Source organism: Flavobacterium sp. HJ-32-4, from assembly GCF_022532105.1.
GTDB lineage: Bacteria > Bacteroidota > Bacteroidia > Flavobacteriales > Flavobacteriaceae > Flavobacterium.
Window position 1 is genome coordinate 345,784 of the sequence record NZ_CP092832.1, and the last position, 13,526, is coordinate 359,309.

Below are 13,526 nucleotides of genomic sequence, written 5' to 3' on the forward strand. Positions count from 1 at the left end.
TTTTTCAATCTTTCAATCATTAAATCCATTTACAGACTATGTCAACTATAACTGCTGCAGACGTAAACAAACTCCGCACCCAGACCGGTGCCGGTATGATGGACTGCAAAAAAGCCCTCGTAGAAGCTGAAGGCGACTTCGAAAAAGCGGTAGAGATCCTTCGTAAGAAAGGACAGAAAGTAGCCGCCAACCGTTCTGACCGTGAGTCAACAGAAGGTGCTGCCATCGCGGCGGTAAACGCTGACAAAACAGAAGGTGCGGTCATCACGCTGAACTGTGAAACTGACTTCGTAGGTAAAAACGAAGGTTTTGTGAAACTCGCTACCGACCTGGCGAACCTGGCCCTTGGTTTCGACACCAAAGAGGCATTCCTCGCGGCTGACTACAACGGCATCACCGTTGCAGAGAAACTGATCGAGCAAACCGGTGTTATCGGTGAGAAAATCGAAATCGGTACGTTTGAGAAACTGTCAGGTGCGTTCGTAGGATCGTACATCCACGCAGGTAACAAAATCGCGACGCTTGTAGCCCTTTCTGCTAACGTAGCCGGTGCTGACGAAGCAGCGCGCAACGTAGCGATGCAGGCGGCTGCTATGTCGCCAATCGCGCTTGACGAGAACGGCGTAGATGCTGCTACCATCGAGAAAGAAATCGAGATCGCGAAAGACCAATTGCGTCAGGAAGGCAAGCCAGAGGCTATGCTCGACAACATCGCAAAAGGCAAATTGCAACGTTTCTTCAAAGACAACACCCTGGTTAACCAGGACTATATCAAGGATGGCTCTATGAGCGTTTCTGCTTATGTGAAATCCGTTGATGCGAACCTTACCGTAACCGGCTTCAAAAGAGCTGCATTGGGTTAATCATAATTCACCATTGAAAAAAGGGATGTCGAAAGGCGTCCCTTTTTTTTATGCCTATGAAATGCTTATGGTTATAAACGGATCTTAGCGCGAAAACCCCGCCCCGCATAATACGATTCGGCTCCGTTATGGTAGGTGAAAACGTGTCCGTACCGACGGTCGCAGAACAACGCGCCTCCCTTCTGCCGGATGGCGTCGGGCGTCAGAATCCAACTCGACGTTTTCTGGTCGAATTCGCCTACTTCCTGCAATTTCCGGTATTCTGCTTCAGTGAGTAACACGGCGCCCATCTCCTGGGCCCACTCCAGCGCGTTGTGGGCAGGTTTGTGCTCTTTGCGGGCATCCAGTGCTGCACGGTCATAACAACAGCTCCTGCGGCCTTTAGGACTCTCGACAGCACAATCGACAAAAACGACGCTTCCGTCGGGTTCGATGGCCAGCACATCGGGTTCGCCGCCGGTCATTTCCATCGCGTAGAGGCTTTCCAAAACCTCCGGCCGGGCTTCAAGTCGCTGTCGCACCTGCGACCATTGCGTATCGGGATGCCGTTCGGGATGGTTGTGAAACCGACTTTCGAGATGGGAAAGGAAGGCAATGCGTTCTTCGGAGGATAGTGGTTGCGTCATGAGAGGGGCGTCTACTGACACAAAGATCGCAATTTGACAGTTTCCTCCTGAAACAACCGGGCATAAAAAAACCGCCGATCTTTCGAAAGGCGGTTCTGTATTATTCGATTTGTTTCCCCTGTTTGTCGTAGAAGTGATACTCAAGGAAGGTGTAGGCATCCCGGGGGATGATACGAATCCACTTCCGATGAGCGAACAACCACTTGTAGCGCGGCGACGGAAAACCTTTTGACAGGTAGGCCGCCACAAAGGGATGGGCGTTCAGGATCACGTTTCCGTGTGTCTTCAACAGGCGTTCAAGGTCTTGCGCAATGCGGTCGACGATGACAATCGGCGCTTCGATTTCCCCGTTGCCATTGGGGTTGTCTTCATGGGTCTTGATATTGACCTCTGGCCGCACCCGTTGTCTGGTAATCTGCACCAGGCCAAATTTGCTCGGCGGCAGGATTTTGTGTTTGGCTTTGTCGTCGGCCATTTCGTCACGAAGTTTATCAAACAACACCTTGCGGTTGTCGGGGTTCGACATATCAATGAAGTCGACCACGATGATACCGCCCATATCGCGAAGGCGCAGTTGTCGTGCGATTTCGGTCGCAGCGATCATGTTCACCTCCAACGCGGTGGCTTCCTGGTTGGTTGCCTTGTTCGATCGGTTGCCACTGTTGACGTCGATGACGTGCAGGGCTTCGGTGTGTTCAATGATCAGATAGGCTCCTTTCTGCATGGAAACCGTTCGGCCAAAAGCCGTTTTGATCTGCCGTTCTATGTGGAACTTTTCAAAGATCGGATAATCCCGTGACTGGTAAAATCGGACGATCTTTTCTTTGGAAGGAGCGATCTCGCTGATGTACTCCTTCGTCTGTTGGAACAATTCGGCGTCGTCTACGTGGATCCCGGTGAAGGTGTCGTTGAAGACATCCCGCAGGATCGACGAGGCCCGGTTGAGTTCACCGAGCACTTTTGACGGATGGTGCGCCGTTGCTAATTTTTTACACATCCCCGACCATCTGTCGAGCAATGTCTGTAAGTCTTTTTCCAGTTCTGCCACTGATTGCCCTTCGGCCACCGTTCTGACGATGACCCCGAATCCTTTAGGGCGTACGGATTGTACCAGTTTTTTCAACCGGTCTTTTTCTTTCCTGGATTCAATTTTTTGGGAGATGGACACCCGGTCTGAAAACGGCACCAGCACAACGAACCGTCCGGCTAACGAGAGCTCGGAACTGATGCGTGGTCCTTTGGTGGAAATCGGCTCCTTCACGACCTGCACCAGCAACGATTGGTTGGCGGCAAGGATGTCGAGGATTGCCCCGTTTTTGTCGATTTCTTTTTCAAACTGGAAGTTCTTCAGGAACGGATCCCGAAGTTTTCCTGTGGTGGCCAGTTTGAGGAATTTAAGGGAAGTGAGGAGGTTAGGCCCCAGGTCATGGTAATGCAGGAACGCGTCTTTGTCGAAACCCATGTTGACGAAGGCGGCGTTCAGGCCGGCAACCGGCTTGCGGATCTTCGCAATGAAGATGTCGCCTACCTGGTAGTTGCTTTTTTCTTCTTCCCTGTGTAATTCAATGAGTCTTCCATCTTTCAGTAAGGCAAAATCTACGGCGTCAGAACTTGATCGGATGATTAATTCCTTATTCACTCTGTAGTTTTTTATCGACTGGCGACGGCGACGAAACGGATCATGGACCACTCCCTCAGGAGCGCCTTCCCGCCTAGTCGTTCACCAGCAAATGGATTGAACAATGTTTAACAGGCGTAATACCCAGTGTTTCCGATGGCTCCGGACGTTTCTTGGACGTCGGAAACCTAATGAACGCGTGGTGACACGCTTCCGGAAACTATTTCAATGAACGTTGATGCTCAAAAAAAGAAAAAGTAGTCGGAACTACTTTTTCTTCTTGTGGCGGTTAGCTCTCGCACGTTTCTTACGTTTGTGCGTCGCTACCTTATGTCTCTTTCTCTTTTTACCGCTTGGCATAGGAAGGTGTTTTTTTGATTAATGGTTCGGTTTATTTAGGCTCGTTGTTGGTTTTAACACCCTCTACGAATACTTTGGCTGGTTTGAAGGCAGGTATGTTGTGGGCTGGAATCTTGATCGTGGTGTTTTTTGAAATGTTACGACCTGTTTTCTCAGCTCTAGTCTTGATGATGAAGCTTCCGAATCCCCGAAGGTATACGTTATCTCCTGTCTCAAGCGAAGATTTCACCTCGTCCATGAAGGATTCAACGGTTGCCTGAACGTCTCCTTTTTCAAGGCCAAGCTTTTCAGAAATTTTCGCTACGATATCTGCTTTCGTCATTTTCTTTCTAGTTTTATTATTGTATTAAATTTTGCGAGTGCAAATATAGGAATATAAAAACGAAATATTCAACCTAATCAATTAAATTTTAATTACATAAACTTTACTTTTACCAAGCCCTACACCCCTTTCATGGATTTTGCCAACACGCTCAAAGACTGGTATTTAACAAATCGCCGCGACCTGCCCTGGCGGCACACCCGCGACCCCTATGCCATCTGGCTTTCTGAGATCATACTGCAGCAAACACGCGTGGCGCAGGGCCTTCCCTACTACGACGCCTTCCTAACAGCATTTCCCACCGTTGGTGACCTCGCCGCCGCCGAAGAGCAGCAGGTATTGCGGCTTTGGCAGGGGCTCGGCTACTATTCCCGTGCGCGAAACCTGCACGAAACGGCCCGGAAAATTGCGTTCGAACTGGGCGGCCGCTTTCCCGATGATTACAAGGGACTGACACAACTCAAAGGTGTGGGCGATTATACCGCAGCGGCCATTGCCTCTTTCGCCTACGATGAACCCGTTCCGGTGGTGGATGGAAACGTCTTCCGGGTATTGGCGCGGTATTTCGGCATCGAAGACGACATCGCCAAGCCCTCGTCGCGCGCTGTTTTCCGCGATGTGGCGCAACGGCAGTTATTGCACGACGATCCGGGTTTGTTCAACCAGTCGATCATGGAGTTCGGTGCCCTGCAATGCATTCCGGGAAAACCCGACTGCGAGAGGTGTCCGCTCCAGGTGGGATGCGTGGCATTCGCAACCGGAAAAGTCGCGCTTCTTCCTGTCAAAAACAAAAAAACGCGCATTACCGAACGGCACTTCCAGTATCTGGTGGCTGTCGATCCGAACGGAAAAACGCGGGTGCATCCCCGAACGGGACCGGGCATCTGGCGCAATCTCTATGAATTTCCTTTGCATGAAACCACCGCGGCAGTTGACGCCGATACGATACTCGAAGTAGCGCGGCTGGATTCCTTCTTCGGATCTGCCGTTGACGCCGTTTACCAGGTCAACCCGACTCCGATCATACACAAGCTGTCCCATCAGCACCTGTCGATCACCTTCTGGCACATTACGCTGTCTGATGAACTTCGCAATGGGATAGCCGTCAACGAACTGGCGGCGCTTCCGTTCCCAATTGTACTGCACAACTTTATAGAGCGGCACTTTCCCGGAATCCTCAAAAAACAGTATATTTGAGGATTCAAGCCAAAATCCCATGAACAACGGAACGCTCAATAAAGTCATGCTCATCGGCCACCTCGGCGATGACGTAAAGATGCACTACTTCGAGGGAGGCAACTGCATCGGGCGCTTCCCGCTGGCTACCAACGAGGTGTATATCAACAAATCGACCAACGAAAAGATCACGTCGACCGAATGGCACAATTTGGTAGTGCGCAACAAAGCGGCCGAGATCTGCGAAAAATACCTGACCAAAGGCGACAAGATCTATGTGGAAGGCCGCATCAAATCGCGTCAGTGGCAGGCTGAGGATGGAACGGTAAAGTATACGACGGAAATACAGGTAACCGAATTTACCTTCCTTACCACCAAGAAAGAAACCGAGGCGGGCCGCACGGCAGCGCCTTCCTATCACGATAGCAAAGGTGCCGAGAGCCCTGCCCTTCCAGAGAACGACATGCCGTTCTGATGTGTAACGAAAACCGTTGATTTGCTCACCGAGCCTCCCCCCTCCGATCCCACAGCGGCCCTTGCGACAGGGTTGCCGGCGCTGCTGGCGCTTCTCTTCCTTACGGCTATGGTTTCGGGTGCCGAAGTAGCCTTTTTTTCGCTGTCACCCTCCGATTTGTCGGATATTGCCAACCGCCATCCTGCCAAGGCAAAACGCATCCGCCGGCTGGTCGAACGGCCCCGTAAACTGATCGCTACGTTGGTCATGGCCAACACCTTCCTCAACATCAGCATCGCCGTTTTGTTTTCGCTGATCGGCCGCGACTGGTTCGGTTTCATCCCCTCGCCGTCGCTGAAGTTCATTGTCGATGTGACCTTCGTCGCCTTTCTCATCCTCTTTTTTGGCGACATCCTGCCTAAAATCTACGCCAACCGCCATCACACACAATTTGCGCTGGCCCTGGCACGACCGCTTTCGTTGCTCGACACCCTTCTCACCCCTTTTAGTGTGCCGATGCGTGCCATGACGCGTTTCCTGCAGCGGCAATTTGGCCCGGGACGACCTGATATTACCATCGAGAAACTGTCACAGGCCCTTGAGCTGACCTCCGATGTTGACGCCTCGCAAGACGAACAGCGGTTGCTGGAAGGCATCGTTTCGTTCGGAAATACGGATGTTGACCAGATCATGACACCCAGAATCGATATTTTTGCGCTGGATATCCGCTGCGAGTTCGCCGAGGTGATGCAGAAGATTGTCGAAAGTGGATTTTCACGGATTCCGGTCTATCGGGACAATATCGACCACATAGAGGGCGTTCTCTTCGTGAAAGACCTGCTTCCGTTCATCGGAAAAGACAACTGTGAATGGCAAAACTTGGTGCGTAAGCCGTTCTTTGTACCCGAGAACAAGAAGCTCGACGACTTGCTCACCGAATTCCAGGGGATGAAGAACCACCTGGCCATTGTAGTGGATGAATATGGAGGGACATCGGGCATCGTCACGCTTGAGGATATATTGGAGGAAATTGTGGGCGATATCAGTGATGAGTTCGATGATGGGGATATACAGTATACCCAAGTCGACGACACGACCTTCCGGTTTGAGGGCAAAGTGGCGCTCAAGGACTTTTACCGCGTCACCGGCGCCGATGCCACAGTGTTTGAAGCCGTGCGGGACGAGGCTGAAACGGTGGGCGGCTTTTTACTGGAACGATTTGGTCGTTTCCCGGAAGCTGGGCAGACGCTCGATTTCGGGGGATGGCATTTCAGGGTGGAAGAAACGGATACAAAACGCATACGGCAGGTGAAGGTCTGCCCGATAACAGCATTATGAAGCGATACTACTTTATTTTATTAGGGCTGGCCCTGACACTGGCTTCGTGCAAAGAAGAGGTCTTGCCGAAACCACCGGCGCAGCTCCGACTCGAATACGGCTCGGCCTCATATGAGCGGTTCGACAAAGATTGCCCGTTTTCGTTCGATATGAACCGTGCGGCTGTGCTTAACGAGAAAAATGGCTGTAACCTCACGATCGACTATCCGAAAATGAAGGCGACGATTTATATCAGTTACAAGCCTGTTTCCGGCAACATCAAACTATTGCTTCGCGATGCGCAGAAGCTCACCTATGAACACGTTATCAAGGCCGACAATATCATTGAGCAGCCGTTCCTTAATCGGGATCACAAGGTGTATGGGATGTTTTATGAGGTCAACGGCAATGCGGCGACCAACAGCCAGTTTTACGTGACCGACAGCATCCACCACTTTATCGACGGGTCGGTCTACTTCTATGCCAAGCCGAATTTTGACTCGGTGATGCCGGCGGTAGAGTATGTAAAGAAAGACATGCGAAAAATTATGGAGAGCCTTAAATGGAAATGAAACGTATACTTCTTCTTTTCTCCGCCTGTTTGCTTTCCCAAATTGGAGTAGCGCAATATCAGGAGACCATCGCCCTTTTCTATGCACCGGCGGGCGCAACAGAGGAAACTCCCCAGATCAACATTAGCCTAAGCAAAACGGAAGACGGGCACGCTTTTGTGGCATTCTCCTTTGGAAGCACCGATCGTTTCGAAACCGTAGATGGTCGGTATTTTGACGATGCACTTCGTTCGTTCAAGCAAATCAACCCCGAAGCGCTTTTTTCAGAAACGCAGGAAACAGACGGAAGAACGTTTTCCGTTTCCTGGTATTCCGAAAAAGGCTCGGCTGTCTACTCGCTTCATGCGCTTTCCCCTGCCGATTACGATAAGCCCGCTGCACCTTTTCTGAAAGTAGTGCTGACACTGTTGGAATCGGTCGGATTGGATTTTCTCTACCTACCCCAATAAAAAAAACCGGCCCTTTTCGCCGGTTCTTACGATTCTCTTTTTCATTATAACGCCTTTGGTACGGCACAAACGACTCAGGTCTTTTGCTTTTGCCGCTGCTGAAGCCTTCCTTAGGTATTCAGACCTGTCCTGAATTGAATTATTTCTTGGCGGCACGGGCCAACATGGCATGATCGGCCGTTGACTTCAATTCGGATACTTTATAGGTTTTTCCATCCGCTACTCCTTCCACTTTCGCTTTCAATTGCTGTGGCGTTACGGCTGCGGCATCATACTCGACGGTTGCCGACTTTTTGTCGAAATCCACTACGGCTTTTTTTACGCCTTCCATCTTCGACAATTCCTGTTGGATCTTTCCGGCACACATGACGGCGCAGCTCATCCCTTCGATGTGAAACGTAGCAGTTTCTGTTTTGCCCGCGACCGCGGTCGTTTTAGCAGTGGTATCGGCTGCGGCTTCTTTTTTACAACTGGTGAGGGTGCTTACCGCCAAGGCGAGGCAGAGCAGTGATAACGTCCATTTCATGGGAAACAAATTAAAGGTTGACTTCGTTTGATCGAAGGATATACAAAAATAACGAATGACGGCGCGCGGTCTCGTTAAAATACCGGATTTTTGTTCCAACACTACCATCATGAAGACCGAAAACCTCAAATGGCTGCTGCTGGCTTTTTTGGCCCTGATCTGGGGCAGTTCGTTTATATTGATCCTCCGCGGACTCGATGCGCTCTCACCGCTTCAGGTCGGAAGCCTGCGGATGATTGCCGCCGGCGCTTTCCTTTTGCTGATCGGGTTTCGGAAGTTGCCACAGATTCCGTTAGGAAAATGGAAGTATGTAGCGCTGACGGGGATTACCGGTAATTTCATCCCAGCCTTCCTGTTTGCGCTTGCCGAAACCGAGGTCAATAGTACGGTTAGTGCCATCCTGAATTCACTTACGCCCCTCAACACCCTCATCTTCGGACTCCTCTTGTTCCGGATGGATGTGGGACGCCACCAGGTGTTGGGAATCCTTGTGGGTTTCGCCGGCTGTATGCTGTTGGTCTACGGCGGTTCGTCGGAAGGTGGTGGTGACTGGCGGTATGCGTTCTTCATCCTGCTGGCCACGATTTGCTATGCGCTGAACATCCACTTTGTGAAACGCTACCTTTCGGATCTTTCCCCGCTTACGATCTCAGCAGGTAATTTTGCCGTACTGATCCTTCCCGCTACCGCCATTTTGCTGTCAACGGGCATCACCGGACACTACAGCGAACACGCCCTTCAGGTTTCCGCCTTTTACATCATCCTGCTTGGATTACTGAGCACGGGCATCTCCAACGTCGTTTTCTACCGCCTGATCCAGATGTCAACACCCATCTTCGCCTCGAACGTTACGTACCTTATTCCCGTTGTAGCGGCCTGTTGGGGACTACTTGCCGGCGAACGCCTCGGGTGGATGCAATTGATCGGCGCCGCGGTGATTTTGTCGGGTGTGTATTTGTCATCGCGGAAGCGGTAAGAGAGAGGAGAGCAGTGAGAGGTGAGAAGTGAGGGGAGAGAGGAATAACTACTGACCACTGACCACTGACTACTGACTACTGACTACTTCAAAAAAAAGGCCACCCGAAGGCAGCCTTTTCATTACACAAAAACAGTGCTTATTGGAAATCTGCGTCGCTGACGCCTTCGTTGATTTTCACATCCGACATTTTGATGTCGAGTTCGAAACCTACGTTCAACACCATGTTGAAAGGAAGTTTCACCCCTTTTACATCACGGTAATCGTTGATGTTGGTTACAACGGCTACTTTCTTACCGTCCTGGCCTTCCTGCATGTTTGACTCGGCTACTTTCAATCCGCTTGTCACATCGTAGTAGTAGGTTTTGTCACCGTCTACGACTGCATAGGCGTCTTTGCCGTTCATAGGCTCGATACCGGTTACGGTAACGCCTGCTTTCGACATCAGGTTGAGTTCTTCGAATGGAACAGCCGTCAGTTTCTCTTTTGCGAAGTCTTCAGCTGACATCGCCTGTTTCTGGCCTTGTCCGGACTGATAGCCCTCTTTTGCGCCTACTACCTGCTTCATGAGGCTTCCCATACCAGGCAGTGACAATTCTGTCATCACGAGGCCGCGTGCATCTACTTTACGCACGAACGAAAGTGGTGCCGGAGCTTGTGGAATCTTGGCAGAACCCGTGTAGAAAACAGTTTTTACCGCTTTTACTGCTTTCTCTCCACCAATCGCCTTGATGTAGTTGTCGAAAACGGTTTTGGCTGTTACGCCGGCAGGAACCGGTTTTTTCATCGCCGGTTTTTCAGCCGGGTTGCCGTATTTGTCGAAATACAGGATAGGCACCCCGATTTTCTCGAGTCCAGGCAACACATCCGAAGCCTTGCCCACTACGACGATCCGCCAGTTGTCGGCTTTGAAATAGGTGTTCGCCACACGCTTGATGTCTTCCGCTGTAACCGCGTTGATGTTCGCGATGTAGTTTTCGTAGAAGTTGTCAGGCAGGTTTTGTGTGCGTGTCTGCAAGGCATACTGCGCAACGGTCTGTGGTTTTTCGATGTTCATTACGAAACGGCCGATGTAACCCGCTTTCACGTTTTTCAGCATTTCATCCGTTACATCTTCTGTGCGGATACGCTTCAGTTCTTTGATCATCTCTACAACGGCACTGTCGGTAACCGCGTTGCGCACCTGAGTGGTAGCAGAAAAGCGCGATACATATTTGTTACCGCTGATACCGGAACGGGCACCATACGTCCAGCCGTGGGCTTCGCGCAGGTTCATATTGATGTAGCTGTTGAAGTCGCCTCCGAAGATTTGGTTGGCTACGATGGCAGCGAAATAATCTTTGTCGCCCATTTTGAGGTTGGTCACGTTATACGCCCCAATCTCTGACTGCACGGCATTCGGCATGTCGACAAAGTTGATTTGCGTATACTGAACGTCCTTAGGATCGTTGTACGATACGGAAGGAGCGGTCGCTTTTTTCCATGAACCGAACAGTTTCTCTACCATTTTCTTGGTATCCTTGAACTTCACATCCCCTACGATAACGAGGTACGCGTTGCTAGGTACGAAGTAGGTGTTGTAGTTCTGCTCAACGTCGGCAAGGGTTACGTTTTTGATGGTTTCCTCGCTGAGGTACTCACCTGCCGGGTGGTTGCGTCCGTATACGAGTACGCTACCTACACGCTGTGCAGCGGCCGGTACGCTTTTTTCGTCTGACTTCAATCCTTCGAGCAATTTGTCTTTCTCTTTCTCGAATTCTTCCTGTGTGAAAACCGGGTTCAATGCACCGTCCGCCATCAGTTCGAGTACACGGGCGCCGTATTTAGAGAGTGCGCTGGCACTTGCACCGCTGTCCCAGAAGTTGATATCGGCCCCAAGGAAGTCGATTTCTTCGTTGAATTTCTCCTTCGAGATCTTCTTGGTGCCATTACCCATCAGTGCGCTGGTCAGGTCAGATACGCCTTTCTTCGCTCCTTCTGCATACGGGGCATTGTCAAGTGTAAGGGTGAAGGATACACGCGGCAATTTGTGGTTCTCGACCACCATCACCTTGAGTCCGTTCGGAAGTTCGAACGTTTGTGGTTTGCCGATATTGATCTTCGGCGATGGGCCTGGTTTCGGCTGCGGAATTACTTGTCCTTGCATAGCGAAAGATAAGAACAGGCCTGATAATGCTATAAATATTTTTTTCATGATAGGTGCTTAGTTTTGGGCTTTTTCTTGGGCCGGAACATAACGGAGGATAAGACGTTGGTTCGGGTTGAGGTACTTTTTAGCAACCTCCCGGATTTCCTCACGTGTGATCGAACGGTACAGGTCAAGCTCGGTGTTGATCAGGTTGACATCCTTGTAAAGAAGATAGAAAGTCGCGAGGTTATCGGCTACACCTTCTACACCTGAGTTAGCGTTGACGTACTGATTTTCGTATTTGTTCTGCAGTTTCTGGAACTCGCTTTCGGAAATCAGGGTCGTTTGGAGTTTGGTGATCTCTTCGTCGATTTCTTTCACGAGGTCATCCATCGTGAAAGGCGACTGTGGCAAGCCGTAGATGAAATACGTGCCATAATCTTCCTGGCTGTAGTTGAAAGCGGCCATTTGGAGCGCCATTTTCTTGTCGTCCACCACTTTTTTGTAGAGGCGTGAGCTCTTACCATCGCTGAGGATGGTCGAGATCATATCCAGGATACGGGCATCGCGGGTCTTCATGGAAGGGGTGCGGTAGGCCGTTACCACCATTGGCAATTGGATGTTCGGATCTTCGAACGTTGCATTGATCGTTTCAGTGATCGGCGCTTCTGTGTAGGTCTGACGCGTGATCGGAGCCCCTTTCGGGATGCTGCCAAAGTACTGCGAAACCCATTTTTTAGTCTGGTCGATGTTTCCAAGGTCACCCGCCACTACCAATACAGCATTGTTCGGGATGTAGAACTTCTTGTTGAATGCCTGGAACTCCTCGAGTTTGGCCGCATCCAGGTGGGCCATGTCACCGATGGTCGTCCAGCGATACGGGTGGTTCTTGAACATGTATTTCTTCACTTGTGGAAGAAGTTGTCCGTATGGACTGTTGTCATAACGGAGACGTTTCTCTTCTTTCACCACCTCGTTCTGGGTGTCGACCCCGATTTGGTTGATGACCGGGTGAAGCATCCGCTCTGATTCCATCCACAGACCCAGTTCGAGGCTGTTGGAAGGGAACACTTCAAAGTAGTACGTACGGTCGTCGGTCGTATTGGCGTTGTTTACACCACCGTTGGACGTTACGATCTTGAACCACTCGCCGCGTTTGATGTTTTCGGTCCCTTCGAAAAGAAGGTGTTCGAAGAAGTGCGCAAATCCTGTGCGATCAGGTTGTTCGTCTTTTGCACCGACGTGGTACATCACCGAGGTGACGACGACAGGCGCGGAGTTGTCGTTGTGGAGGATGACGTGAAGCCCGTTGGGCAGGTCATACTCCTCGAAGTTCACTTTCTGGGCCGTAGCGGCTCCACCTAAAGAGAGTACAGCACCTAAAGCCATCAATGATTTTTTCATAAGTTACTATTTTGTTGCGAGCGTTGGTCGGCCAACGTTGGTTTTTGTTACGCAAAAGTAGGAATAAGTTTGTTTGGAAGTCGAAAGTCAAAAGTCGAAAGTCGAAAGTTGAAAAGATCAAACATGGAACCGGATGTATAGCCTGGAAAAGCGCGATCCCGCGGCTAACGACTACCTAGACATAGGTAAATTCCTCATTTTGAATCACCCCTTTTGACTTTTGACTTTCGCCTTTCCACTTTTTCCTTGCCCATTACATATTTATTCCTATATTTGCAGCCATTTTATAAACAAAACCTTATTGTTATGTATGCAATCGTAGAGATAGCAGGGCAACAATTTAAAGTTAGCAAAGACTCAAAGGTGTTCGTTCACCGTTTGGCAGGCGAGGCTGGTTCGAAAGTTTCTTTCGACAAAGTGCTTCTCCTCGATGACAACGGAACCATCACCCTGGGCGCCCCGGCTATAGAAGGTGCAACTGTTGAGGCCACCGTGCTTCAGCACCTGAAAGGCGACAAAGTGATCGTCTTCAAAAAGAAAAGAAGAAAAGGCTACAAGAAGAAAAACGGACACCGTCAGTCTCTTACAGAGATCCAGATTGGTGGTATCGTAACTTCGGCTCCAAAGAAAGCGGCTGCTAAGAAAGAAGCAGCGCCAGCATCCGAGGAAGCAGCAGAGGCTCCTAAAAAAGCCCCGAAAGCCAAAAAAGAGGAATCAACCGAATCAGCTGAATAA

At 50.4% G+C, this 13,526-nt stretch carries 14 protein-coding genes; 8 read left to right on the forward strand and 6 right to left on the reverse strand.

Features of this window, described 5'->3' with window-relative positions; translation table 11 throughout:
- The first annotated feature begins 38 nt into the window (after window positions 1-38).
- On the forward strand, window positions 39-863 hold the full coding sequence (tsf, locus tag MKO97_RS01295; protein ID WP_241104270.1) for a translation elongation factor Ts: 825 nt from the start codon (window positions 39-41) through the stop codon (window positions 861-863).
- Between the two features lie 71 nt (window positions 864-934).
- Here tsf and MKO97_RS01300 read toward each other — a convergent pair whose 3' ends face one another.
- The 3 genes from MKO97_RS01300 to MKO97_RS01310 form a co-directional block, all read right to left on the reverse strand.
- Window positions 935-1,489 carry a DUF4256 domain-containing protein gene (locus tag MKO97_RS01300; RefSeq protein ID WP_241104271.1) on the reverse strand — a complete coding sequence of 185 codons (555 nt, stop codon included), beginning with the start codon at window positions 1,487-1,489 and terminating at the stop codon, window positions 935-937.
- A 100-nt stretch (window positions 1,490-1,589) separates the two neighbouring features.
- The gene (locus MKO97_RS01305) at window positions 1,590-3,128 is read right to left on the reverse strand and encodes a ribonuclease E/G (protein ID WP_241104272.1); all 1,539 of its coding nucleotides are present in this window, start codon (window positions 3,126-3,128) and stop codon (window positions 1,590-1,592) included.
- 370 nt (window positions 3,129-3,498) lie between these two features.
- The gene (locus tag MKO97_RS01310; RefSeq protein ID WP_241104273.1) at window positions 3,499-3,789 is read right to left on the reverse strand and encodes an HU family DNA-binding protein; all 291 of its coding nucleotides are present in this window, start codon (window positions 3,787-3,789) and stop codon (window positions 3,499-3,501) included.
- Between the two features lie 132 nt (window positions 3,790-3,921).
- On the opposite strand from MKO97_RS01310, the gene mutY reads away from it, so the two are divergent.
- The 5 genes from mutY to MKO97_RS01335 are packed head-to-tail and all read left to right on the forward strand — an operon-like array spanning window position 3,922 to window position 7,757.
- Window positions 3,922-4,986, forward strand: coding sequence for an A/G-specific adenine glycosylase (mutY, locus tag MKO97_RS01315; protein ID WP_241104274.1), 1,065 nt, complete (start codon window positions 3,922-3,924; stop codon window positions 4,984-4,986).
- Between the two features lie 19 nt (window positions 4,987-5,005).
- On the forward strand, window positions 5,006-5,440 hold the full coding sequence (locus MKO97_RS01320; protein WP_241104275.1) for a single-stranded DNA-binding protein: 435 nt from the start codon (window positions 5,006-5,008) through the stop codon (window positions 5,438-5,440).
- Window positions 5,441-5,461: 21 nt separating this feature from the next.
- Window positions 5,462-6,757, forward strand: coding sequence for a gliding motility-associated protein GldE (gene gldE, locus MKO97_RS01325; protein WP_241104276.1), 1,296 nt, complete (start codon window positions 5,462-5,464; stop codon window positions 6,755-6,757).
- On the forward strand, window positions 6,754-7,308 hold the full coding sequence (gldD, locus tag MKO97_RS01330) for a gliding motility lipoprotein GldD (protein WP_241104277.1): 555 nt from the start codon (window positions 6,754-6,756) through the stop codon (window positions 7,306-7,308). The genes gldE and gldD overlap by 4 nt, the downstream gene beginning before the upstream one ends.
- Window positions 7,305-7,757 (forward strand): hypothetical protein, encoded by a 453-nt coding sequence (locus MKO97_RS01335; RefSeq protein ID WP_241104278.1) that lies wholly within the window; start codon window positions 7,305-7,307, stop codon window positions 7,755-7,757. Before gldD ends, MKO97_RS01335 begins: the two co-directional genes overlap by 4 nt.
- A gap of 139 nt (window positions 7,758-7,896) precedes the next feature.
- Here the strand turns inward: MKO97_RS01335 and MKO97_RS01340 are convergent, their stop codons facing one another.
- Window positions 7,897-8,283: a heavy-metal-associated domain-containing protein gene (locus tag MKO97_RS01340; protein WP_241104279.1), complete on the reverse strand. Its 387-nt coding sequence runs from the start codon at window positions 8,281-8,283 to the stop codon at window positions 7,897-7,899.
- A gap of 109 nt (window positions 8,284-8,392) precedes the next feature.
- Between MKO97_RS01340 and MKO97_RS01345 the strand changes: the two genes are divergently transcribed.
- Window positions 8,393-9,259 (forward strand): DMT family transporter, encoded by an 867-nt coding sequence (locus MKO97_RS01345; protein ID WP_241104280.1) that lies wholly within the window; start codon window positions 8,393-8,395, stop codon window positions 9,257-9,259.
- Between the two features lie 139 nt (window positions 9,260-9,398).
- Here MKO97_RS01345 and MKO97_RS01350 read toward each other — a convergent pair whose 3' ends face one another.
- Together MKO97_RS01350 and MKO97_RS01355 are read right to left on the reverse strand one after the other, a co-directional pair.
- Window positions 9,399-11,405 (reverse strand): pitrilysin family protein, encoded by a 2,007-nt coding sequence (locus tag MKO97_RS01350; protein WP_241104281.1) that lies wholly within the window; start codon window positions 11,403-11,405, stop codon window positions 9,399-9,401.
- 57 nt (window positions 11,406-11,462) lie between these two features.
- Window positions 11,463-12,791 carry a pitrilysin family protein gene (locus MKO97_RS01355; RefSeq protein WP_241104282.1) on the reverse strand — a complete coding sequence of 443 codons (1,329 nt, stop codon included), beginning with the start codon at window positions 12,789-12,791 and terminating at the stop codon, window positions 11,463-11,465.
- A gap of 306 nt (window positions 12,792-13,097) precedes the next feature.
- Here MKO97_RS01355 and rplU point away from each other — a divergent pair, with 306 nt between their 5' ends.
- The gene (gene rplU, locus MKO97_RS01360; protein WP_241104283.1) at window positions 13,098-13,526 is read left to right on the forward strand and encodes a 50S ribosomal protein L21; all 429 of its coding nucleotides are present in this window, start codon (window positions 13,098-13,100) and stop codon (window positions 13,524-13,526) included.

Excerpts from the sequence above, each read along its gene's own strand:
- mutY (WP_241104274.1), top strand. The coding sequence starts at position 3,922 with ATGGATTTTGCCAACACGCTCAAAGACTGGTATTTAACAAATCGCCGC.
- MKO97_RS01345 (WP_241104280.1), top strand. The coding sequence starts at position 8,393 with ATGAAGACCGAAAACCTCAAATGGCTGCTGCTGGCTTTTTTGGCCCTG.
- MKO97_RS01320 (WP_241104275.1), top strand. The coding sequence starts at position 5,006 with ATGAACAACGGAACGCTCAATAAAGTCATGCTCATCGGCCACCTCGGC.
- MKO97_RS01335 (WP_241104278.1), top strand. The coding sequence starts at position 7,305 with ATGAAACGTATACTTCTTCTTTTCTCCGCCTGTTTGCTTTCCCAAATT.
- MKO97_RS01355 (WP_241104282.1), bottom strand. The coding sequence starts at position 12,791 with ATGAAAAAATCATTGATGGCTTTAGGTGCTGTACTCTCTTTAGGTGGA.
- MKO97_RS01300 (WP_241104271.1), bottom strand. The coding sequence starts at position 1,489 with ATGACGCAACCACTATCCTCCGAAGAACGCATTGCCTTCCTTTCCCAT.
- tsf (WP_241104270.1), top strand. The coding sequence starts at position 39 with ATGTCAACTATAACTGCTGCAGACGTAAACAAACTCCGCACCCAGACC.
- MKO97_RS01310 (WP_241104273.1), bottom strand. The coding sequence starts at position 3,789 with ATGACGAAAGCAGATATCGTAGCGAAAATTTCTGAAAAGCTTGGCCTT.
- MKO97_RS01350 (WP_241104281.1), bottom strand. The coding sequence starts at position 11,405 with ATGCAAGGACAAGTAATTCCGCAGCCGAAACCAGGCCCATCGCCGAAG.
- MKO97_RS01340 (WP_241104279.1), bottom strand. The coding sequence starts at position 8,283 with ATGAAATGGACGTTATCACTGCTCTGCCTCGCCTTGGCGGTAAGCACC.
- rplU (WP_241104283.1), top strand. The coding sequence starts at position 13,098 with ATGTATGCAATCGTAGAGATAGCAGGGCAACAATTTAAAGTTAGCAAA.
- gldD (WP_241104277.1), top strand. The coding sequence starts at position 6,754 with ATGAAGCGATACTACTTTATTTTATTAGGGCTGGCCCTGACACTGGCT.